This is a genomic window from Natronorubrum tibetense GA33 (assembly GCF_000383975.1).
GTDB lineage: Archaea > Halobacteriota > Halobacteria > Halobacteriales > Natrialbaceae > Natronorubrum > Natronorubrum tibetense.
On record NZ_KB913017.1, the window covers coordinates 1,617,888 to 1,638,428 of the forward strand.

General features: G+C 63.9%; 22 protein-coding genes. 9 read left to right on the plus strand and 13 right to left on the minus strand.

The annotated features are described in order from the left end of the window. Positions 1 to 10: 10 nt before the first annotated feature. The 3 genes from NATTI_RS0108400 to NATTI_RS0108410 all read right to left on the minus strand — a co-directional run bounded on the left by NATTI_RS0108400 (position 11) and on the right by NATTI_RS0108410 (position 3,184). A complete protein-coding gene (locus NATTI_RS0108400; protein ID WP_006092676.1) occupies positions 11 to 1,051 on the minus strand; it encodes an A24 family peptidase C-terminal domain-containing protein in 1,041 nt (346 codons plus the stop codon). 249 nt (positions 1,052 to 1,300) lie between these two features. Next, on the minus strand, positions 1,301 to 1,690 hold the full coding sequence (fer, locus tag NATTI_RS0108405; RefSeq protein ID WP_006092674.1) for a ferredoxin Fer: 390 nt from the start codon (positions 1,688 to 1,690) through the stop codon (positions 1,301 to 1,303). Positions 1,691 to 1,999: 309 nt separating this feature from the next. Beyond that, on the minus strand, positions 2,000 to 3,184 hold the full coding sequence (locus NATTI_RS0108410; RefSeq protein ID WP_006092673.1) for an inorganic phosphate transporter: 1,185 nt from the start codon (positions 3,182 to 3,184) through the stop codon (positions 2,000 to 2,002). A 287-nt stretch (positions 3,185 to 3,471) separates the two neighbouring features. Here NATTI_RS0108410 and NATTI_RS0108415 point away from each other — a divergent pair, with 287 nt between their 5' ends. Continuing rightward, positions 3,472 to 4,269 carry a hypothetical protein gene (locus tag NATTI_RS0108415; protein WP_006092672.1) on the plus strand — a complete coding sequence of 266 codons (798 nt, stop codon included), beginning with the start codon at positions 3,472 to 3,474 and terminating at the stop codon, positions 4,267 to 4,269. Between the two features lie 92 nt (positions 4,270 to 4,361). On the opposite strand, the gene NATTI_RS0108420 is transcribed toward NATTI_RS0108415, so the two are convergent. Together NATTI_RS0108420 and NATTI_RS0108425 are read right to left on the minus strand one after the other, a co-directional pair. After that, complete coding sequence (locus NATTI_RS0108420) at positions 4,362 to 4,787, minus strand: universal stress protein (protein WP_006092670.1); 426 nt, start codon at positions 4,785 to 4,787, stop codon at positions 4,362 to 4,364. A 43-nt stretch (positions 4,788 to 4,830) separates the two neighbouring features. After that, positions 4,831 to 5,997, minus strand: a complete 1,167-nt coding sequence (locus tag NATTI_RS0108425) for an inorganic phosphate transporter (RefSeq protein ID WP_006092668.1) — start codon at positions 5,995 to 5,997, stop codon at positions 4,831 to 4,833. Between the two features lie 216 nt (positions 5,998 to 6,213). On the opposite strand from NATTI_RS0108425, the gene hisA reads away from it, so the two are divergent. Together hisA and NATTI_RS0108440 are read left to right on the plus strand one after the other, a co-directional pair. Then, a complete protein-coding gene (hisA, locus tag NATTI_RS0108430; RefSeq protein WP_006092666.1) occupies positions 6,214 to 6,948 on the plus strand; it encodes a 1-(5-phosphoribosyl)-5-[(5-phosphoribosylamino)methylideneamino]imidazole-4-carboxamide isomerase in 735 nt (244 codons plus the stop codon). A 192-nt stretch (positions 6,949 to 7,140) separates the two neighbouring features. Further along, positions 7,141 to 7,578, plus strand: a complete 438-nt coding sequence (locus NATTI_RS0108440; RefSeq protein ID WP_006092665.1) for a GNAT family N-acetyltransferase — start codon at positions 7,141 to 7,143, stop codon at positions 7,576 to 7,578. 250 nt (positions 7,579 to 7,828) lie between these two features. Here the strand turns inward: NATTI_RS0108440 and NATTI_RS0108445 are convergent, their stop codons facing one another. Together NATTI_RS0108445 and NATTI_RS0108450 are read right to left on the minus strand one after the other, a co-directional pair. Continuing rightward, entirely contained in the window at positions 7,829 to 9,358 is a 1,530-nt protein-coding gene (locus NATTI_RS0108445) for a TrkH family potassium uptake protein (protein ID WP_006092663.1), read from the minus strand. Positions 9,359 to 9,510: 152 nt separating this feature from the next. Next, a complete protein-coding gene (locus tag NATTI_RS0108450) occupies positions 9,511 to 9,780 on the minus strand; it encodes a hypothetical protein (RefSeq protein WP_006092662.1) in 270 nt (89 codons plus the stop codon). A gap of 291 nt (positions 9,781 to 10,071) precedes the next feature. On the opposite strand from NATTI_RS0108450, the gene hisB reads away from it, so the two are divergent. Continuing rightward, complete coding sequence (hisB, locus tag NATTI_RS0108455; RefSeq protein WP_006092661.1) at positions 10,072 to 10,659, plus strand: imidazoleglycerol-phosphate dehydratase HisB; 588 nt, start codon at positions 10,072 to 10,074, stop codon at positions 10,657 to 10,659. Here the strand turns inward: hisB and NATTI_RS0108460 are convergent. Further along, positions 10,656 to 11,417: a hypothetical protein gene (locus NATTI_RS0108460; protein WP_006092660.1), complete on the minus strand. Its 762-nt coding sequence runs from the start codon at positions 11,415 to 11,417 to the stop codon at positions 10,656 to 10,658. The genes hisB and NATTI_RS0108460 overlap by 4 nt on opposite strands. 195 nt (positions 11,418 to 11,612) lie before the next feature. Between NATTI_RS0108460 and NATTI_RS0108470 the strand changes: the two genes are divergently transcribed. Next, entirely contained in the window at positions 11,613 to 12,116 is a 504-nt protein-coding gene (locus NATTI_RS0108470) for an amino acid-binding protein (RefSeq protein WP_019991748.1), read from the plus strand. Between the two features lie 21 nt (positions 12,117 to 12,137). On the opposite strand, the gene NATTI_RS0108475 is transcribed toward NATTI_RS0108470, so the two are convergent. Continuing rightward, positions 12,138 to 12,542 (minus strand): DUF7522 family protein, encoded by a 405-nt coding sequence (locus NATTI_RS0108475; RefSeq protein ID WP_006092657.1) that lies wholly within the window; start codon positions 12,540 to 12,542, stop codon positions 12,138 to 12,140. Positions 12,543 to 12,758: 216 nt separating this feature from the next. Here NATTI_RS0108475 and NATTI_RS0108480 point away from each other — a divergent pair, with 216 nt between their 5' ends. Continuing rightward, positions 12,759 to 13,451, plus strand: a complete 693-nt coding sequence (locus tag NATTI_RS0108480; protein WP_006092656.1) for an IMPACT family protein — start codon at positions 12,759 to 12,761, stop codon at positions 13,449 to 13,451. Between the two features lie 85 nt (positions 13,452 to 13,536). On the opposite strand, the gene NATTI_RS0108485 is transcribed toward NATTI_RS0108480, so the two are convergent. Then, complete coding sequence (locus NATTI_RS0108485) at positions 13,537 to 14,397, minus strand: hypothetical protein (protein WP_006092655.1); 861 nt, start codon at positions 14,395 to 14,397, stop codon at positions 13,537 to 13,539. Positions 14,398 to 14,579: 182 nt separating this feature from the next. On the opposite strand from NATTI_RS0108485, the gene NATTI_RS0108490 reads away from it, so the two are divergent. After that, positions 14,580 to 16,691 (plus strand): S9 family peptidase, encoded by a 2,112-nt coding sequence (locus NATTI_RS0108490; protein ID WP_020657234.1) that lies wholly within the window; start codon positions 14,580 to 14,582, stop codon positions 16,689 to 16,691. A 190-nt stretch (positions 16,692 to 16,881) separates the two neighbouring features. Further along, positions 16,882 to 17,085: a YgaP family membrane protein gene (locus NATTI_RS0108495; RefSeq protein ID WP_006092653.1), complete on the plus strand. Its 204-nt coding sequence runs from the start codon at positions 16,882 to 16,884 to the stop codon at positions 17,083 to 17,085. 90 nt (positions 17,086 to 17,175) lie between these two features. Here NATTI_RS0108495 and NATTI_RS0108500 read toward each other — a convergent pair whose 3' ends face one another. Both NATTI_RS0108500 and upp read right to left on the minus strand, forming a co-directional pair. After that, on the minus strand, positions 17,176 to 17,556 hold the full coding sequence (locus NATTI_RS0108500) for a cupin domain-containing protein (protein ID WP_006092652.1): 381 nt from the start codon (positions 17,554 to 17,556) through the stop codon (positions 17,176 to 17,178). 53 nt (positions 17,557 to 17,609) lie between these two features. Further along, positions 17,610 to 18,287 carry a uracil phosphoribosyltransferase gene (gene upp, locus NATTI_RS0108505; protein WP_006092651.1) on the minus strand — a complete coding sequence of 226 codons (678 nt, stop codon included), beginning with the start codon at positions 18,285 to 18,287 and terminating at the stop codon, positions 17,610 to 17,612. 324 nt (positions 18,288 to 18,611) lie between these two features. On the opposite strand from upp, the gene NATTI_RS0108510 reads away from it, so the two are divergent. Then, positions 18,612 to 19,334 carry a DUF5828 family protein gene (locus NATTI_RS0108510; protein WP_006092650.1) on the plus strand — a complete coding sequence of 241 codons (723 nt, stop codon included), beginning with the start codon at positions 18,612 to 18,614 and terminating at the stop codon, positions 19,332 to 19,334. 27 nt (positions 19,335 to 19,361) lie between these two features. Here NATTI_RS0108510 and NATTI_RS0108515 read toward each other — a convergent pair whose 3' ends face one another. Further along, entirely contained in the window at positions 19,362 to 20,525 is a 1,164-nt protein-coding gene (locus tag NATTI_RS0108515; RefSeq protein WP_006092649.1) for a pyridoxal phosphate-dependent aminotransferase, read from the minus strand. Positions 20,526 to 20,541: the final 16 nt, after the last annotated feature.

Here is a 20,541-nt window from a genome sequence, read left to right on the forward strand (position 1 = left end):
GTGGCCGCGGTCAGACGAGCGTCCCGACGAGCAGATCGCCGTAGACCAGCGCGATCGCCAGTCCGAGAAACACCGGCACGAGAAACGGCGTGCCCGGCGAGATCCAGACCGTTTCCTTCGAAGCGAGCACCTCGAGTCCCTCCCGTAACTCCTCGGACGAGGTGCCGTAGGCCGTGCCGTCGATGTCTGCGAGGAAGGCTTCTGTGCCCCACGGGTCGTCGTACTCGGGAGCGGCGTCGTCTTCGGTTTTCGCTTCCGTATCGGTCTCGAGGCTGTCGCCGCCGTCGGAGTCGTCCTCGAGTGCCGTCCCGCCGTCGCTCCGAACCGTTGCCGTCACCGCGCCGTCGGTCGGTGGGTTCGGCTCCTCGGGGAGCGTCGCCGGATCGCGCAGGCGGTCGGGGTCCTCGCGGACGTCGGCCAGCGTGAGCCCCCGCCAACGGAGGTACATCCGCAGGGCGTCCAGATCGAGGCCGCCCCGGGAACGGCCCTCGGGGGTCTCGAGGAGGCGGCCGTGCAGTTCGGGGATCCGGTCCCACGAGACGGGCCAGCCGATGACCATCACGCTGTTTACCCGGCCGGCGGCGGCGTTGCGAACTCCGAGGACGACCGGGATGGCGACGCCGATAATGACGGCGTTCGTCAGGATCGTAAACGAGAACGTTCCGATCGGCGTAGTCGTCAGGGGAAACGTCGACGAGCCCACGGCGTACTGCGGGAAGGTCGGGAACAGCAGCGCCAACACGAGCAACGCCTTCGCGTCGGCGCCGCCGAAGCCACCGAACCACCAGAACAGGTAGGCGATAGGAACGACGAAGCCGATACTCACCGCCGCCGGGAGCAGGAACTCGTGGGTCCAGGCGTAGCCGCCTGCGTTCCAGGCGAGCCAGCCGTCCCAGACCAGTAGAACGGCGCCCAAGAGGGAAAGGGGAATCCAGACGGTACTCGAGACGCGTCTGGTCTTGATGTCGCGAATCGCGACCCAGGCGAAGACGGGGACGGCGACGAGCCGCAGGAGGTCCGGGGTCGTTGCGACGGCGCCAGCGAGTGTCACAGACTTCCGTGCGAAGCGGGGGAGTGTTATCCTTTCGGCTCGACCCGGTGGGATTGTGGCATCGGTGCTCGACCTCGAGTGAGCGGACGTCCCCCGATCGAGCCCACGAGTTGTCCCCAAAACGCGCTCTCTGGATCGACGGCGCTGCCGCTCCGTGACCGGAGCAAGCGCTCTCCGTCACTCTCGCGACGACCGTGATGAAAATGCGGCCCCAAAGTGGGGTGCATTCGTCGAACTGTGCGCTGTTGTTTAAATGACGCGGTTCTGCAGGTAGTCGAGGTGCTTTGCGTTGTAGACGATCTGCACCTCGTCGGTCTCTGCGGAGCCGATGCAGGTCAGACGGACGTTCTTGTCCTCGACTTCCTCGTCGCTGAGGATCTGCTGCATGTCCATCTCGATCTCGCCCTCGTAGACGATGGCCGCACAGTTCGCACAGGCGCCTGCACGGCAGGAGAAGGGCCAGTCGTAGCCCTGGGCCTCGGCGGCCTCGAGAATGTATTCACCTTCGGCGACCTCGAGGGACCCGTAGTCCTCCTCGTCGAGACCGGCGTCGGCAGCTTCGTCGAAGAGGTCGTCGTCGTCCATCTCCCATCCCTGGTCGTCCAGCACTTCGTAATTGAGGTATTCTACCGTGGGCATCGTATCACGGTTCACGTCCCGCACTGGTATAGCTTGCTGTTCATTCCTAAATTGTCTTTCAATCGGAATTGACCAGTTCGAAGCAAAGAACATCGTCATCCGTCGAACAACGGGTCGGCAAATCGGGGGGAAAACGAAACATCACAACCATAGTGACCGACAACGAGTGTCGCATCCGTGACCGTTTCGAGAATCTGATCGTGAGTACGCGTTCGACCGAATGCGTGGACGTGCGTTCGATGTCTCGGTTCGTGGCCTCGAGCGTTCGACGGCCGATTGACGGAACTCGAATCGGTATCCGAAGACGCTTCAGAAGCCGAAGATCGGGACGAACCGGAACGTGAGGAATGCGCCGACGGTCGAGATGAGCGGGACAACGTTTTGCATGAGAATGACTCGAGCCGTCGTGGAGGGGTTGAACAGATCTGACGCCTTCGGGATATCGCTGGGTTCCTCTTCGCCGATTTTTGGCGGCCGTTCGCCCTCCTCTTCGGCGGTCAGTGCGCCGACGGAGACGTGGGTTTCCTCCTCGCCACGGGCAGCGTCCGAGAGTTTGGTCGTTCGGGTGGCTCGCCCCCAGCCGAGGCCGACGATGCTCATCGTCGCGATGACGACGAAACTGGCGGGGATCCCGATCCACGAGAGCCCGATAACGATCCCCGAACTGATGACGGCGACGACGATGGCGGCCGTCAGCGGCAGGTTCGTAATGTCGTTGCCGAGCGTGTCGAGGGTTCGACGAGCGATGGTGAAACAGCCGATCGTGACGGCAACCGAGCCGATCAGGATCAGCGGGATCATATCGACGTCGCCGGTGCCGTAGATCGGGGCGATGGCGTTCGCGATGTTGCTCGTCCCCGAGGAGAATGCCATCAGACAACCGATGGCGACGACGACCAGCGCGCCGGAGATCTCCCGCCGATCGGCGTTCTCACCGAACTGAAGTCGCGGGACAAGTCCCGAGCGGTTTACCGATACCATCGGTTGGTCGCTGTCGCTCTCCTCGATGGCGACCCACGCGTTGATCTGTGGATAGAAGTATCGACCGACGACCCCGGCGACCCAAAAGCCGATAATCGGGGCGACGATCCACCAGATAACGATTTCGCCGAGAACTGCGAAATCGAGTTCGCCGGTTGCAAGGCCCAATGCGGCGATCGCCCCGACGGCGGTCATCGACGTCGAGGCGGGAACGCCGGCGTAGTTCCCGACGAACAGCGCGCCACCGATAAAGAAGAGGACGGCGACGTTCGATCGCATGGTGAAGATTCCGGTATCGTGGACGAGTTCGTTCCCCAGCGTGTCGACGACTTGTGGACCGATCGTGATTGCGCCGATGAAGAAGAAAATCGACATCAACGCGGCGGCCATCAGTTTTGTGATGACGTTCGCACCGACGGCTGGGCCGAACGCGGGACCGGTCGTCGCCCCACCGATGTTGTACCCGACGAACACTGCGACCAAGATTCCCACGATGAGCAGTACTTCCGTCACAAGTGGTACTCTCATGGGCAAGTCCTAAAAGCGCGTGTATTTCGGTCCACGCGGGATACGCCGACAATCGGATGACGCCACTCCGCGATCACGGTCCGTTCGCGAAGTGGGTCACCGTTTCGGCGGCATTCGTTTAGCGCCAAATGCCAAAGGACTTCGCCCGCCGGTCTCATACAATAAGATAACATGTCGATACGTATGTCCTCGAGTCGATGGAAGCGCCGTCTCTGGAACACCTGTGTGTCGCAGAATACGCTAACCGACGTAGAGACCGCTATTAACCACCGATGAGACCGGCTCGTGTTGACGCGATTACCGACTTCGCGTACGGAGCGTTGATCTTTATCTCGATCGGCTTGATTATGGTGCTCGATAGCCAGACTGGACTGGCGTTCGGGCTGGGAGTCTTTGCCTCGTACGTCGTCCACGTGGTCTGGAAGATGGCTCGGTTCGATCCCGACTGGATGACCAGAGCCGTCGAGGAGTCCGTCGAGAAGACGGTGGGCGAAACGGTCGACGAAACGGTCGAGAAAACTGTCGGTGAGACGGTCGAAAAAACCGTTGACGAGACGGTTGGCGAGACGGTTGAGAAGACCGTCGGCGAGACCCTCGAGAAAACGGTCGACGAGACGGTTGGCGAGACGGTCGAGAAAACAGTCGAAGAGACGGTGGGTGAAACCGTCGAGGAGACAGTGAGCGAGACGGTCGATGAGACGGTTGGTGAGACGGTCGAGAAAACAGTCGAAGAGACAGTGGGTGAAACCGTCGAGGAGACGGTGAGCGAGACGGTCGACGAGACGGTTGGCGAGACGGTCGAGAAAACGGTCGAAGAGACGGTGGGTGAAACGGTCGAGGAGACGGTGGGTGAAACAGTCGAGGAGACGGTGAGCGAAACCGTCGATGAGACGGTCGAAGAAACGGTGAGCGAAACCGTCGAAGAGACCATTAGCGAGCAACTCGCGGAGATGCAAGAACAGGTTGAATCCGTCGAAAAGCGCGTCGACCGCCGGCCTCGAGAGGACGAGGTCGAGGAACTGGTCGAAAAATCGACCGCCGAGAAGGGGACGGACGAGGCTGAGGACTGAGACGGCTTGCTGTGCCGATCTCTCGGTACAATCGCAGGACGGTCACGATTGTATCGGCACTGACGTACAGCGGTCCGTATGAGCCGACCTGATTACCGAACGACCGTCACCGGAACCGGCGACCGACGGACGACCTTTTCGGCGACGTTTCCGACGAAGAGCCGTTCTGCCACCGTTCCCCCGTGGCTGCCGATGATGACCGTCTCGTAATCGTCGGCTCGATTGATGATCGCCCGGACGGGATGGCCCAACTGGACGTCCGTCTCGAGCGTCGCGTCCCCGTCGGCCGCGTCGACGATTTCGCGTGCGCGCTCGAACACGGGTTCCGCGTGTTCCGCTGCGTCGACCTCGAGATCGTCGGCGAGCGAGAGGGCCGTGGCCTCCCCCCACATCGGCGACGGACCGCCGACGACGTGTAACACGGTTATTTCCGCGTCGGGATGGGCGCGGAGGGCGTACTGGAGTGCGTGTTCGCTCATCTCGGAGCCGTCCATTGGGACGAGGACGCGGGAAATCATACACGAACTACGACAGCGAGGTGAATAAACGCAGTGGACTGGCTCAGTTGACGAACGGAACGAGCGTGAAGAAGCCGTAGGCCAGCAGGGTCGACATCGACGGGCCGATGATCCACATCGAGACGTACTTCATGACTGCTCGCGGATTGAACAGGTCGCCCGCGTCCAGCGCCGCTTCGGACTCCGCCTCGCCGATCTGAGTCACGGGCGCGTCCGGCTCCGCGGTCAGGGCCCCCATTGCAACCTCCGTGTCGGTGTCGCCGCGGATGACCTCTCGAGCCGTGACGGGACGGGTCGCACGGCCCCACCCGAGGCCGACGATGGTCATCACGGACCCCATCACGAGGCTGATGGGAATGCCGATCCACGAGAGGGCGGTCGTGATCGTCGAGGCGGTAAGCATGACGATGAGCGCCGCGAGTAACGGGATGTCACTGAGTTCACTGCCGACCGATTCCATCGTCCGGCGAGCGATGGTGAAGCCGCCGAGCCCGATCGCCACTGTCGCGATAATAATGGCGGTGTTGGGCTCGAGCGCGCCGCTGCTTACCAGCGGCGCGACGGCGTTGGGCACGTTGCTGGCACCGGCGCTGAAGGCCATGTAACAGCCGATGATGAGCACGACGACCGTCCCGCTGAGTTCCTGGTAGGTCGTGTTCGGTCCGAGTGCCGGTTTCGGAACCGACCCGCTGCGATCGAGGGCGAGCAACGATCCTTCGGACGATTTGATCTCGAACCGGCGGTTGAGTTCCGGATAGAGGTAGCGGCCGATCGTGGCACCGATCCAGAACCCGATAATCGGCGTGACGACCCACCACGAGATAATCCAGCCGATCGTCTCGAAGTTGGTCGTCCCGGTCGCCAGTCCGAGGCCGACGATCGCCCCGACGGTCGTCATCGACGTCGGGACGGGGACGCCGAAGATATTCGCGATGAGAATTCCCAGACCGATGAAAAAGAGCACGGCGACACCGGCCGCGAGCGAGATTTCGATCGTGATGATGTCGCCTGAGAGCGTGTCCATCACGTTCCGGCCAACGGTCATCCCACCGAGGAAGACAAAGCCGGTCATCAAGGCGGCCGCCGTGGCCTTTTTTATAATTCCCGCGCCGACGGCTGGTCCCCACGCGATACCGGTCGACGAACCACCGATATTGAAGCCGACGAAGATCGAGGCAGCGATTCCAGCCACCAAGACGAGTTCGACCATCGACAGCAACTACCAGTATTTACGCCAAATAGGTGGCGACACCAGCAGGCTGGGTCGAAAACGCCACTTTCCGCTTGGGTCGGCCGGATGCCGGACAGGCGTGATATGTGCTCGTGCAGTTGTTATGGACCAGTTTCGCTCGAGTCGCCCGGCTGTGGCATCGACCTGAGCGGCCGAGTCGGTGGCTTTAGGCACACGCCACGCTTGCCACCAGCCATGAGCGCCTTTCCCAGGTTCGAAGTGATCCCGGCGGTCGATCTCCAGGACGGCGAAGTCGTCCAACTCGTCCAGGGCGAGCGCGGCACCGAGAAGACCTACGGCGACCCCGTCGAGGCCGCCGAGCGCTGGATCGACGCCGGTGCGGAGTCGTTACACCTCGTCGATCTCGACGGCGCGTTCGAGGGCGAGCGCAAGAACGGCGATGCGATCGACGCGGTGCTCGAGACCGTCGACGTTCCCACCCAACTGGGCGGCGGGATTCGAACCGCCGAGGACGCGGTGGAACTCCTCGAGCGCGGCGTCGACCGCGTCATCCTGGGCACCGCAGCCGTCGAGAATCCCGAAATCGTCGCCGAGATCAGCGACGAACAGCCCGACAGCGTGGTCGTTAGCCTCGACGCGAAAGACGGCGAGGTCGTCGTCGAGGGCTGGACCGAGGGGGCCGGAATTTCGCCGGTCGAGGCCGCCGAGCGATACGAGGAACTGGGGGCTGCCGCGATTCTGTTCACCAACGTGGACGTGGAGGGTCGACTCGAGGGCGTCGCGACCGAACCGGTTCGAGAACTGGTTGAGGCGACCGATATCCCGGTCGTCGCCAGTGGTGGGGTCGCGACGCTCGAGGACGTGCGGGACCTCGAGGCGGCTGGGGCCGCGGCTGTCGTGGTCGGGAGCGCGCTGTACGAGGGGAACTTCTCGCTCGAGGAGGCGCAGAACGCGGTCGGCGGAAGTTGAGCCACGTTGGTCTCGCTCTACGAACGCGGTAGGACTCGGTTTCGAGGGGTGTACCGATGGCTCGAGCTTGCTGGTCGTTCTGCCGACGGCGGTTTTTCACGTCAGATCGGTCGATTCGCTCGTCACGTTCGTACTCCTCTCACTCTCAACCGATCAAAATACAATTATCTTCGGAGCGAGACGCGTCGAACGATGACCCGTGTGCGGGAGCTCACACCGGACGATGCCCGAAGGCTGACCGCTCTCTACGAGGACTACGAGTGGTGGGCCGATAGCGAAGTCGACGACGTACGGCGCGCACTCGGCGAGACGGAAGTCGCCATCGGTATCGAAGAAGATGGCAATCTCGTCGCCGCTGCGCGGGTTCTGACGGACTACACGTACTACGCGAACGTCTTCGATGTGATCGTCGCCGCCGACCGTCGCGGCGAAGGATTTGGTGAAACACTCATGCAGGCGGTGGTCGACCACCCAGATCTACAGGACGTAGCCGGCCTCTCGTTGCTTTGTCGTCGCGGCTTGATCCCTTACTACGAGACGGTCGGCTTCGAACTGTTCGACCCCGAGGTAGAGATACCTGAAGGCGGGACGGAAGAACTGGTCCGAATGACGTACGAGCAGGACGAATAACCCCTGAGTAGTCGCAGTGGCCGGGAGCGGGCTCCGAGCAACGCGAGGAGTCCGGGACTCGGGGGAGGGCAGGCCGTTACACGATTAAACCGCGAGCGACCGACGGGAGCGAGCGGGCCGACGACTGATGTGAAGGCCGTATAGCGGCCGGAACGGAAGGAGGAGTGCTTTTGGTCCAGGTTTTGCCGAGGGACACCTCGCTGTGTGACGAAGTCACCAGCGGGGCAGACCGCAGGGCAAAAGCTGGTTCTTACGACTTCCAGAACGCCGGGGTCAGCAAGACGAGCACCGGGATGATCTCGATGCGGCCGATCCACATCATGACGATCATGACGGTTCGGGTGGTGGTGGGAAAGCCGGCGTAGTTGTCCATTGGACCGAACTGTCCGAACGCGGGACCGATGTTGAGGAAGATCGAGGCCGACGCGCCGATGGCCTCGAACTCGGTGACGGCCGTGCTGGCGCGGGCGGCGTCGACGACGACGAAGACCGTCAGCAGGAAGAAGATAACGATGGCCAGGAGGACGTAGGCGTAGATGTCCCGGATCGTCTCCTCGTCGACGACGGTGTTCCCGAGGCGGAGCGGCCGCACCGCCTCCGGATGGATCGAGGTGAAGAGGTTGCGCCGGAACGCCTTGAGCGTCACCAGCCAGCGCAGGGATTTGATCGAACAGGTCGTCGAGCCGGCCATCCCGCCGATGAACATCGAGAAGAACAGCAGGTACGTCGCTCCGGAGGGCCACAGCCCGAAATCGGTCGAGGCGTAGCCCGTCGTCGTCACCAGCGAGACCACGTTGAACAGCCCGTGTCTGATCGTCTGCTCGAGCGTGCCGTCGGTCGCGGGATCGATCCAGAGGATTATGGCGATGAGCGCGCTCAGACTCACCAGCACGCCGACGTAGAACCGGAATTCCTCGGACTCGAGAGGCTGTCGAAGGTCGCCCTGCGTGACGTAGTAGAGAAGGACGAAGTTGGTCGCCCCGAGGATCATGAAGGGCATGACGGCCCATTGAACGATTGGCTCGAACGCGCCGACGCTCTCGCCCTCTGGTGAGAATCCGGCCGTCGCGACGCTGGTCAGCGCGTGGGAGACGGCGTTGAAGAGGTCCATGTTGGGTGCCGCGCCGAGCAAGTGGAGCGCGTAGAAGGTCCCCGCGGCGAGGGCCGTCAGGCCGACGTACAGCCCCCAGATGAGCCGTGCGGTTTCGTCGAGGTGCGGGCGGAGTTTCCGGACGTTTCTCGTCTGCGTCTCGGTTTCCATCAGCTGTGCCCCACCGACCATCAGGTTCGAGAGCAGGCCGATGGCGACGATCAGGATCCCGAGCCCGCCGAGCCACTGGATCAGCTGTCGCCAGAGCAAGATTGCGCGGGACTGGTTCTCGAAATCCCAGCCGCTCATCACCGTCGCGCCGGTCGTGGTGAGTCCGCTCGTACTCTCGAAGACGGCGTTGACGAGCCCACCCACCGACGTCGAGAACGCGGACGCCGAGGGAGCGCCGAGACCGACGAGTGCGAACGGGATGGAGCCGACAGCGGCGACGCCGAACCAGGTCAGCGCGACCATCAGGAACGCCTCGCGCTGTCCCAGATCCCGCTCGTCGCTCAACCCCTCGAGTGCGACGCCGACAACAATCGTCGCGACGATTGCAGCGACGAACGCCAGCGGGTCGTCGCCGTCGAACACCGCCAGTACGAGCGGCACGGCGAGCGGGACGGCGAGCCATTTCAGTACCGTCCCGGTGAGACTACAACTCGAGCGCCAGTCGACACGAATCCCCATCGAGTATTCGTCTCTGCGAACGGGAGGGCATTAATCAGTTCGGAAATCGGCGGTGGCTCGGCGGGGTTCGTGCCAGAAGGCGGTGAACCGGGAGGAGAAGCGGTGCTCGAAGGTGTGCTCGTGTGTGAAGGGTCAGTGTCGAGCCCACGGGATCACTGCTTGTAGCCGTGGCCGACGTAGAGTGCGAACACGTTGACCGCGAGCAGTGTCAGGAACGTGAGGGTGATCTGTGGGTTTCCGAGTCCCTGCGCGACGAGGGGCAGGTGGATGAAGGGGAGGGCGATCGCGACCCAGAACGACAGGAACTGGGCCGGTCCTTTGATCGATCGGAGGGACGTTCGGTCGGGCTGGTCGTGTGATCGGTCCGGATCAGGGCTGGAGGGACCGAGCGATTCGTTCGAGAGCGGGGAGTGGTTAGACATCGGTTCGAGTCACCGTCCTATACGAACGACATTCAGCCAACACATCATATAATGGGTCGAACCTTGGCGTCGTTTCGGTCCGTTTCAGGGCCGTTAGTGTGTTCGAAATGACGTTTTGAAGCGCCACGAGAGGTGGTTAGACGTTTTATAGCCAATTCTGAGGCGCTGATTATATTCTGGCTGTTTGAACTGGTCACAATTCCCGAATTGGGGGCTGCACTCGAATGAGTTCGTTCATACTGACTGATCCCGAGCGCAATTTCCTTGTACCGGCGGCGACATCGCAACGGTATGAGCGAGCGAACGGCGACCATCACGCGCGAGACCGCCGAGACGTCGATCGAATGTACGCTGTCGATCGACGGTAGCGGCGACGCCGATGTAGACACCGGAGTCGGCTTTTTCGACCACATGCTGACGTCGTTCGCCAAACACGGGCTGTTCGACCTCGAGATCGACTGCGACGGCGACCTCGAGATCGACGACCACCACACGGTCGAGGACGTGGCGATCGTCCTCGGTGAGGCGTTCGACGAGGCACTGGGCGATCGATCGGGCATCGTTCGCTACGCGGATCGGAAGGTCCCGCTGGACGAGGCCGTCGCCGGCGCGGTCGTCGACGTGAGCGGCCGCCCGCGGTTTTACTTCGACGGGACGTTCTCGCAGGCCCAAATCGGCGACTTCACGAGCGACATGGCTCGCCACTTCGGGGAGTCGCTGGCGATGAACGCGGGCCTCACCGTCCACTGCGAGGTCACCGGCGAGAACGCCCACCACGAGGTCGAGGCGCTGTTCAAAGCCCTGACACGGGCGCTCGACGACGCAACGCGGGTCGACGAGCGCCGGACGGGGACGCCGAGTACGAAGGGAACGCTTTAGGGTCGCTCGAGGGTGTCGCGGTTCTCGACGAACTCGCCTTCCTCGAGTGCGTGGTCGACGACCGCCTCGACCTCGTGTGACTCGAGGTCGTAGGCGCCGGCGGCCAGGTTCTCGACGGCAGCCCGCGGCATGGGGAACTCGCGGTTTTGCAGCAGTCGGATGACCTTCCCGTAGGCCTTCGGCGGTCGGTTCGCGGACTGCTGGCTCGGTGATCCGTCGGCCGTGGCGTCGCCCGACTCCGACGAGGTGTCGGCTCGTTCGAAGGTGATCCCGCCCTCGAGCGTCGGATCGGTCTTCGAGTCGCCGTCTGCATCGGTTTCGTCCGTCTCATCTGTCTCGCCCGCCCCGTCCGTCCTGCCCGTTTCGTCGGTCTCATCCGTCTCATCCGTTTCGCCCGTTTCCGGTCCCGAGATGGTTGCGTTCGGACTCGAGGTCCGCCCTCGCTTCTGCGTCGACTCGTTCGCCGAGGCGACGACGGTTCCGCTGTCGCCGGTCTCGATATCGGACGGTGACGCCATCGTGTCAGTGGACTCGGCATCGGTCGGCGGTTCCGCGTCTCCGCCGGCGGTCGCGGTGCGGGTTTCGACGCCAGCACGGGCGAGCAACGGCTCGAGGAGGTCCTCGAGCTGATCTCGACAGTCGGAACAGAGCACGATACGCCGCTGTTCGGTCTCGGTCGGCTCGAGTTCGGGCGGGAGGGCCTCGAAGGTCCCGACGGCCTCGCCGTCACAGAAGTCACAGCTCCGGAGTGCGCGCATGGGGGTAGCTACTGGCTGGACCTTCAAAAATCGCCCGTCAGACGCCGTGCGCTCGTGTCCGCCGTCTCGTCTCGACGCTCGAGCGGTCCGTTTCCACCCGTTCCGGCGGTACTCCGCGGGGTTTGCCGGTGATGGAGCCGCCCCAGCAGTCGATCACCGGACATTATACCCCAGCACGCATAGATACGCGAACGAATGTTCGACGAGATCATGGAAAAGTTCGAGGGATCGCCGAGCCAGCAGGCGGTTATTCGGCTCCTACTCGAGCGCGGGTTCTCCGTCAACGACGACGGTCGCGTCGTGTCGGGCGGCATCGAGATTCCGAACACGGGTATCGCCCGCGAGATCGGCGTCGATCGCCGCGTCGTCGACTCGACGACCGACGTCATCCTCGACGATCCCGAACTGCGTCGCATCTTTCAAAACATTTCGCAGGTGCCGAGCCTGATGGATCTCGCACCGGTGCTCGATCTCACGGTGTTGACCATCACGCCCGACGACGCCGACCAGAAGGGGATCGTCGCGGGGGTCACGGGCACGCTTGCCGAACACGGCATCTCGATCCGCCAGACGATCAGCGAGGATCCGGAGTTCACTGACGAGCCCCAACTCTACTTGATCACCGACCAGGAGCTCTCCGGCGAGGTCTTCACCGCGATCCGCGAACTCGAGTTCGTCCGGAAGATGGAGATCCAGTAGTCGAAATTCGACCCCGCTCGCTCACTCGCTCTCGGTGTCGACGTCGTCGGCGAATTGGTCGAGAACCGACTCGAGCGCGCTCGTGAGCTCCTCGAATCGATCCATCGACATGGAGTCGGTCGTCACCCAAACGCCGTGGGGACCGCGAATCACCCGCGAGAGGTAGCCGTTTTCGAACATCCGGATCGTCGCCCCGTACTCGCCGAGTTGCGTGTTCCGGTACGCCGACTGCGAGCGAAAGCCGAGTCGCTCGTGATCCGCAAAGCCGACCAGATCGGCGGTCTGATCGAGATCCGAGCGGAGATAGAGCTGTTCGACGTCCGCCTCGGTGAAGTAGGTGATACTCCGCAGTTCGTCGCCGACCGTCGTTCGACAGACGCTCTTTAGCTCGTCGGCGAACGTGGGGTCGATGGTCGCATCGCTCATGAGTGTGTGTACCACAGTGTGCATTAAGAACGTGGGGTTTCAGGCAGGTGACTCGAGTCGGACGCCGTGGAATTCGCCAGAACGGGGGACCCCAACCGAGTCGGACTGGGACCGACGTGCTCTTTTCGCGCGCCGGTGAAGTAGCACTATGCTCGAGCGGCAGCGACGGACGCGTCGACGGTGTGATCGTCAGTTGCGAGCGGGCGGTGATCGGCCGTGAGCCGCACGTACCTGACGGTTGCCGAGCCTGCGACCGCCGAGTTTGTCGTCCAGGGATCGGAGTTCATCGGTCACGTTCGCCCGGTCGACTCCGTCGACGCCGCCGAGGCATTCGTCGACGCCGTCGACGAGGAGTACGCCGACGCCACCCACAACGTGCCCGCCTATCGAGTGCGAGTCGGCGGTACTGGCGCGGGTGCGGGAACGGATGCGGGTGCAGGAACAGATGCGAATGCAAGAACGGGAACGGACGACGCGGACGCGACCGCCGACAGCGGCTTTCTCCGCGAGTACTCGAGCGACGACGGCGAACCCTCCGGCTCCGCGGGGAAGCCGGCGCTGAACGTCCTCGCCCAGCAGAAGATCGAGAACTGCGCGGTCGTCGTCACGCGCTACTACGGCGGCACCAACCTCGGCGTCGGCGGTCTCGTCCGGGCCTACTCTCGAGCGGTCAAAGAGGCCGTCGAGGAAGCCGGGATCGTCGAGGAACGTCCCCACGAGACGGTCTCGATCGGCGTCGAGTACGACGACTCGGGGACGGTTCGGGGAATTCTCGAGAGCGAGGGTTACGAGTTCGAGGCCGACTACCAGGCGTCGGTCTCCTTCGAGGTCCAGGTGCCGCTCGCGGAAGTCGACGCGTTTCGGGATCGGTTGCGGAGCGCAACGAGCGGGCGAGTGGATCTCGAGTGAGTGCCGTCGGTGGTGTGCGTCACGCTCTGTGACGTCAGTCTGCATACGTACCTTTTTTCGTCGGGTTCGCTCACGTGGCTCGCTACTAGTATCGTGAGCCAACCTCCGACAACCGCCGATCGACAGCCTTGAGGACGGCTTCCGAATCCTCGAGTTCGTCGCGGTCGAAGCGCACGTCGCGCAGGCCGTAATCGAGGACGAGTTCGTCGCCGCGTAGGCGGGTATGGTTGATATCGTGCCACGCGACGAACGACTTCGTGTAGGGTCGTCGTTTGACCAACCCGGTCTCGTAGACCTGGATCTCACAGCGATCCCGTCCGGGACCGAACGCCCACCGTCCTTCCGCGAGACAGGTCCCGATCCAGACGATCCCGAGTGAGAGCCACAGCAGCGCCTGCTCCCAGTTTCCGCCGGCGGCGTTGCCCGCGCCGAGCGCGACGTAGAAGACGAAGAGCGCGGCGTCGAGCCGGAGGGAGCCGGGCGGGTCCCACCGCCAGGTTTCCTCGGGGTCGCCGGGCGTCACGCTATCGACGTATCGATTCCCGGCCAATTGTGAGAGGACGTAGCCCGCCGCGAAGACGAGAATCGCCGAGACGAGCGCGACGTCTCCGGCGATACCCTCGAGTGTGACGAGCCAGAGGAGACCGAAGACGAGCGCCGGAGCGACGACGGCCAGTCGACGACCGAGTGTTTGGCCGAGTCGGGCCGGGAGGTGGCGGTCTGCTCTCGCGAGCGCGGCTCCGCCGACAAATCCGCCGGCGAAGCCGAACGGGTAGGTGGCGACGGGGCCGAGCGACGAGATCCCGACCGCCGGGGCGAGTACTGACGCGATTCCGGCGAGGAGCACGCCGCCGTAGACGCCGCTCGCGAGTCGAAATCGCCGGTCCGCTGGCTCGGGCTGTCGGTCGTCCGTTTCGACCGGATCGACTGCGTCTCGAGGGGACACGAGTGGCGTGTAAGGCGTTCGGGGTAAAGAATCAACTGAAACGAACGTTTCGGTCGATCGTCCGCTCGAGGTCGGTCGGCCACCCGAGACAGATTGTGCGAGGACGACCCGACAACCGATGCGGATTCGACGACATCGATCGTATCGATGCGAACAAGGGCCACGACCGGAGAGTATTGGATATGCAACCGATTCAGGCCGCCGATTACCACGACCTCGTGCAGGTGAGCGATCCGCAGTTCGAACCCGGCGACGAGCGCGTCGCCTTCGTCCGTCGAACGCCCGAGGACGACGAGTCGTACACCGCGTCGATCTACGTCGTCCCGGTCGGCGGCGACGAACCGAGACAGTTCACCGCCAGCGACGGCGTCGACAGCCAGCCTCGCTTCAGTCCGGACGGCGACTGGCTCGCGTTCGCCAGTACCCGTGGCGAGACCGACCGCCAACAGCTGTGGCTCGTCCCGACCGACGGCGGCGAAGCACGGCGAGTGACCTCGGTCGTCGGCGGCATCGGCGACCTCGAGTGGAGCCCTGACGGTTCTCGACTACTCTTTACCCAGCAGGTCACCGCCGACGACCGCGAGGCGGACCGCGACCTCGCGGTCGATGCCGACTACGAATCCGAGGAACCGGATCCGCGCGTGATCGATCGGATGATCTACCGCGCCGGAACCGAGTATCTCGACGGCCGCCGAAGTCACATCTACACGCTCGAGGTCGCGGCCGCGCTCGAGTCCTCCGAGACGGACGACCTCGACGGCGACGCGATCACGCGGCTCACCGGGACGGACGACCAGCCCGTCGACCGGGACTACGTCGCACCGACGTGGGGCGACGGCGAGACGGTCTACTACGCCGCCAAGACCGGCGAAGTGCCGGACGACTCGCTCACCTACGAGCTGTACGAACGCGATCTCTCGTCGGGAGTCGTCCACTCGTTCACGCAGACGACGGGGTGGGTCTCGTCGCTCGAGGCGACCGAAGACGGCCGGATCGCCTTCGAGTACACCCCCGAGGAGAACGCCTCGATGCGCCAGACCGAGATTCGAGTGCACGACCGCGAAACCGGCGAGGAGCGAACGCCGACGGAGCCGCTGGATCGGACCGTCGGCCACAACTGTGGCTTCGAGTGGTCGCCCGACGGCGAGACGCTGTACCTCTCGACGCCCGACGAGGGCTCGCGGGTGCTGTGGTCGGTCCCGGGTGACGCGAGCGAGGAACCCGCGAAGGTGTACGGCGACGGCGCTGACATCGGCGGCTTCTCCGTCGGCGAGAACGCCGTCGCCTACGTCGTAAGCGAGTGGGACCACCCCGGCGATATCTTCGTCACTACGCGCGGAGGCAACGAGGTCCACCGGTTGACGCGGGTCAACGCCGACTATCTCGCGGACAAGCCCGTTCGTCAGCCCGAGGAGGTGTGGTTCGAGGTCGGCGAGGAGTCGAGTGAGAGCGAGGAGCGTCGGCGGATTCAGGGCTGGCTCCTCACGCCACCCGAATTCGACGCCGATGCGACCGACGAACAGTACCCGCTCGTCGTCGAGATTCACGGCGGGCCACACGCCCAGTGGACGACTGCGGGGACGATGTGGCACGAGTTCCAGACGCTCGCGGCGCGGGGCTACGTCGTCTTCTGGTGCAACCCGCGGGGATCGACGGGCTACGGCGAGGAGCACGCGACGGCCATCGAGCGCGACTGGGGCGACGTGACCCTAACCGACGTACTCGCCGGGGTCGACGCGGTCTGCGAGCGCGAGTACGTCGACGAAGACGAGCGGTTCGTCACGGGTGGCAGCTTCGGCGGCTTCATGACCGCCTGGGCGGTCACCCAGACCGACCGCTTCGAGGCTGCGGTCTCCCAGCGGGGCGTCTACGATCTCACGAGCTTCTACGGCTCGACGGACGCGTTCAAACTGATCGAGGGCGACTTCGGGACGACGCCCTGGGAGGAACCCGAATTCCTCTGGGAGCAGTCGCCCGCCGCCCACGTCGACGGCGTCGACACGCCGACGCTCGTGATACACTCCGATTGCGATTACCGCACGCCCGCGAACACGGCCGAACTGTTCTACCTCGGTCTGCAGAAACACGGCGTCGACACGCGTCTGGTTCGCTACCCACGGGAGGGCCACGAACTCTCCCGCTCCGGCGAACCGGCTCACGTCGTCGACCGGATCGAGCGTATCGCCCGCTGGTTCGACGGCTACGCTGATTCCCACGAGGCCGCGCCGGCGCTCGAGCGCGAGCGAACCGACGGGCTCTCGAGCGGGGACGAAGAGTCGGAGTCCGAGGAGTAACAGAACCGCGAATCGCGCGGAAGTTCCGGATGACCGTTTCCCCTCGACCGATAGCCGCCGTATCCCGTCAAAACGGCTTCTGCGGTCGGTTCGACCGGAAACGAAGGGGTTCGTGACCACCGGATGGCTGAGAGGGAATCCGCCCGACTGCACGGAAACCCCTACGGAGGTCGCACTCGTGTTTCCGGGCATGGATCGAAACGTCGGCGGGTTCGATCGCGTCTGGCGCGTCGTGGTCGGCCTCGCGTTACTCGTGTTCGGCTACCGAAACCGAAATCGGACGCTCGGCACGCTCGCGTTCGTCGCCGGGAGCGATATCTTTGCGACGGCGGTCATCCAGCGCTGCCCGATGAACGCACTGTTCGGGATCGATACTTGCGGGACGGATCAGTAGCCGCGTCCGGTGACGAGCGGAGTGTCGCTCGAGGCCGTCTCGAGTTGCGATGAATCGATAATCGAACAGCCTCGAGTTGCGAGATTTCGCTCACTCGGCGTCCGGTTCGTACTTCACCGCGTCGCCGCTGACGGGCGGGGCACCGATCGCGAAGACCTCGACCGCCGTCTCGGCATTCTCGGGGTTGTACGCCCGCTGTGGCGCTTCGGGGCGGACCGCGAACACCGACCCCGCCGGCACCTCGTACTCGCCGTCGGGCGTCTCGACGTGAAGCGTCCCCGACTGGACGATAAACGCCTCCTCCTGTTGCTCGTGATAGTGGTAGACCAGGGGCAACTGCTCGCCCGGTTCCGCTCGAAATCGGTTGATGGCGACGTTCTCGAGGCCGGCTGGCTCGCTCATCAGGCGGAGATCACAGTCTCGGTCTTCGATCGGCTCGAGTTCGTCCGGATCGACGACGCTGTAGTCCATGTCACAGACTCACGGTCAACTCGCAAAAAGGCGACGGCAGCGCGAGTGATTGGTTAGGTCGTTCGGAACGCGCGGTCGCCGGCGTCGCCAAGCCCGGGGACGATGAAGCCGTCGTCGTCGAGGTAGTCGTCGATCGACACCGTCAGCAGGTCCGCCTGCGGACACTCCTCGTCGACGCGGAGCAATCCGTCGGGGGCGGAGACCGCCGAGAGGACGATCAGGTTCTCCGGCTCCGGCGAGTTCTCGATGACGTGCTCGAGGACGGTACACATCGTACTCCCCGTCGCGAGCATCGGGTCCGCGACGATCACGGTGTCTTCCTCGGTGATCTCGGGCAGTTTCACGTAGTCTACGGAGATGGGGAACGAGCCGTCCTCGTCGCGGCCGGCCTCTTCGTCGCGGCTTGCGCTGATAACCCCCTGTCGCGCGCGGGGGAACGCCTTTAGCAGCCCCTCCACGAACGGCGTCGCCGCGCGCAGGACGTTGATGATCACGACATCGTCGAGCCCGCGGACGCGCTCGCCCATCGTGGGCTCGAGCGGGGTTTCGATCTCGACGTACTCGGTCTCCATCCGGCCGTCGATGATCTCGTAGCCACAGATACGCCCGAGTTTCACCAGTCCCTTTCGGAAGCTGACCTGCTCGGTCTCGACATCGCGAAGCCGCGAGAGCGTGTCTTTCGCCAGTGCGTGAGTGATGAGATACGCGTTGTCCCGGTCTTCGATCGGCATATCTCTACAGGCTGTCGCCGGGTAGTTCATCGTATCGGTCCGCCGCGGACGGCGGGAGGACGCGCCACGGTGATCGTTCTCACAGACCGACCGATTCACGCGGTGATCTATCGCCTCTTCGACAGATAGATGGCCGGCAGCGTGACCATCATTAGTCCGGGCGAGGAATGCGCGAACAGGACCGACGCGGCAGGGAACGAGCGGTCAGTCGACGGGCGGTTCGGAGCTGACGGATCAACAGTACTGACGCTCGCGCTCGCCGGCACCATTTGCTCGCAGCAAGGAAGTTTATAGCGGTCCATCTCCTACCAACCGGCCAGCCGAATGGAAGAGAGTATCTCGGGATTCAAAGTCCGCGGCGACTGGGGCGACATCGTCGAACACGGCGAGCGCATTACGCGCGCGCTCCGAGACGCCGGCGTCCACGACCCTGATGCAGATTACCACGCGAACTTCGCGCGCGCGTTCGGGGAGTGGGACGAGTGGCGACCCAAGGCCCACGAGACCCTCGATACCGATGTCAGCGAGAAGACATCAGAGCAGGCCAGTATCGAGGAAGGAAAGGGCGAAAAGGCCGGCAAGAACCCCGACGAGGACATCAAGACGGCCGGCGAGAAGCTCTCGGAGTCGTACGAACGACTCGAGGAGGACGACGCGGAAGCTGCAGTCGGCAACTGGAAGGAGTCGATCGACTACGTCGCGCGGGCGGCCGACTCCGCCAGCCGCAAGGCCTTCCGCCGGGTCGAGGACACGGTCTACCAGAACGTGATGACGCAGCTTGCGCCGTACTACTTCGACAACGAACTCGTCAGCGCCAACATCCAGCAGTCGACGCGCAACGGCGGCAACGGCGAGCAGTTCGTCTTCGAGGTTAACGTCAACGACGACGCCCTCAAAGACGACGTCTCTGATCGCCTCGCCGAGTTCGACGAGGAGATCGACCGCTGGCACGTGGAAGTCGAGAAGGACACCGACGCCGCGGAAGCGATCGAGGGCGCCGAACCGCCGCCGGAACCGGAGGACAACTCGCGGTCGACGACGAACTGAGCCGCGCGGCGCATCGGGGCGCGGAGCCTACCACCAGCGGTTTTCGAGCAGTCTGTCGATTGCCTCCTCGAGCGTCGCCTGATTCCGAGAAAAGGTAAACCGAATCCAGTCGGCCTCCGCGTCGGGGTCGGTGTAGAAACTGCTGCCGGGGACGGCGGCCACGCCGGCCTCGCGGATCAACCGGTAACAGAACTCGATGTCGGACTCGTCGGTCGGGTACCGCGTCATGATGTAGTACGCACCGTCCGGCTTGATCGGCTCCAACCCGGCCTCCAGCAAGCCGTCGTAGAGGAGGTTTCGCCGCCGTTCGTAGGAGTCCGATAGCTCCCGATAGTACGAGTCCGGGAGCGACAGCGCCTCGACGCCGGCCCGCTGGAACGGCGTGGGCGCACAGATGCTCGTGTAGTCGTGGACCTTTCGCAGCTCTTTCGAGAGGTATTCGGGCGCGAGACAGAAGCCGACCCGCCAGCCCGTGACGCTGAACGTTTTCGACATCCCCGTACAGACGACGGTGCGCTCGGCGAGGTCGCCGACCTCGACGGGGCTGCAGTAGTCGTCGTCGTAGACGATGTGTTCGTAAATCTCGTCGGTCAGTACGATGAGGTCGTGTTCGAGGACGATCTCCTCGATCGCCTCGAGTTCCGCGCGGCTGAACACCTTTCCCGTCGGATTCATCGGCGTGTTGAGCACGAGGATCCGCGCGCGTTCGGCGGCGTCGGCGAGCCGATCCACGTCGATCTCGAGGTCGTCGGTGATGTCGATCGGAATCGCGGTTGCCCCGGCGAACTGACTCGCGGGGATGTAGCTCTCGTAGACGGGTTCGAAGTAGATCACCTCGTCGCCGGGGCCGGCGAGCGAGAGCATCGTCGACATGATCGCCTCGCTGGTCCCGCTGGTGATCGTCACCTCCGTCTCGGGGTCGTAGGTGATGCCTTTCCAGTCGGCGTAGCGCTCGGAGACGGCCTCCCTGAGTTCCGGCAACCCCCAGGTGATCGTGTACTGGCTGTCGGTGTCGATGGCCTCCCGAGCGGCCCGCTTGATCTCCGGCGGCGTTTCGTCCTCGTCGGGGATGCCCTGCGAGAGGTTGATCGCGCCCTCGCTGATCGCCGCTCGAGTCATCTCGCGGATGACCGATTCGGCGACGTCGCTCGTCCGTTCGGTTCCGACCGTCGGCCTCGGTGTCTTCGTCATCGGTTTGTGGGAGTGT

Bases quoted from the DNA above. Each gene is read 5' to 3' on its own strand.
- upp (WP_006092651.1), bottom strand. From the start codon at position 18,287: ATGCCGATCGAAGACCGGGACAACGCGTATCTCATCACTCACGCACTG.
- hisA (WP_006092666.1), top strand. From the start codon at position 6,214: ATGAGCGCCTTTCCCAGGTTCGAAGTGATCCCGGCGGTCGATCTCCAG.
- NATTI_RS0108460 (WP_006092660.1), bottom strand. From the start codon at position 11,417: ATGCGCGCACTCCGGAGCTGTGACTTCTGTGACGGCGAGGCCGTCGGG.
- NATTI_RS0108425 (WP_006092668.1), bottom strand. From the start codon at position 5,997: ATGGTCGAACTCGTCTTGGTGGCTGGAATCGCTGCCTCGATCTTCGTC.
- NATTI_RS0108415 (WP_006092672.1), top strand. From the start codon at position 3,472: ATGAGACCGGCTCGTGTTGACGCGATTACCGACTTCGCGTACGGAGCG.
- NATTI_RS0108450 (WP_006092662.1), bottom strand. From the start codon at position 9,780: ATGTCTAACCACTCCCCGCTCTCGAACGAATCGCTCGGTCCCTCCAGC.
- fer (WP_006092674.1), bottom strand. From the start codon at position 1,690: ATGCCCACGGTAGAATACCTCAATTACGAAGTGCTGGACGACCAGGGA.
- NATTI_RS0108445 (WP_006092663.1), bottom strand. From the start codon at position 9,358: ATGGGGATTCGTGTCGACTGGCGCTCGAGTTGTAGTCTCACCGGGACG.
- NATTI_RS0108500 (WP_006092652.1), bottom strand. From the start codon at position 17,556: ATGGACTACAGCGTCGTCGATCCGGACGAACTCGAGCCGATCGAAGAC.
- NATTI_RS0108510 (WP_006092650.1), top strand. From the start codon at position 18,612: ATGGAAGAGAGTATCTCGGGATTCAAAGTCCGCGGCGACTGGGGCGAC.
- NATTI_RS0108420 (WP_006092670.1), bottom strand. From the start codon at position 4,787: ATGATTTCCCGCGTCCTCGTCCCAATGGACGGCTCCGAGATGAGCGAA.
- hisB (WP_006092661.1), top strand. From the start codon at position 10,072: ATGAGCGAGCGAACGGCGACCATCACGCGCGAGACCGCCGAGACGTCG.
- NATTI_RS0108515 (WP_006092649.1), bottom strand. From the start codon at position 20,525: ATGACGAAGACACCGAGGCCGACGGTCGGAACCGAACGGACGAGCGAC.
- NATTI_RS0108490 (WP_020657234.1), top strand. From the start codon at position 14,580: ATGCAACCGATTCAGGCCGCCGATTACCACGACCTCGTGCAGGTGAGC.
- NATTI_RS0108495 (WP_006092653.1), top strand. From the start codon at position 16,882: ATGGATCGAAACGTCGGCGGGTTCGATCGCGTCTGGCGCGTCGTGGTC.
- NATTI_RS0108470 (WP_019991748.1), top strand. From the start codon at position 11,613: ATGTTCGACGAGATCATGGAAAAGTTCGAGGGATCGCCGAGCCAGCAG.
- NATTI_RS0108475 (WP_006092657.1), bottom strand. From the start codon at position 12,542: ATGAGCGATGCGACCATCGACCCCACGTTCGCCGACGAGCTAAAGAGC.
- NATTI_RS0108440 (WP_006092665.1), top strand. From the start codon at position 7,141: ATGACCCGTGTGCGGGAGCTCACACCGGACGATGCCCGAAGGCTGACC.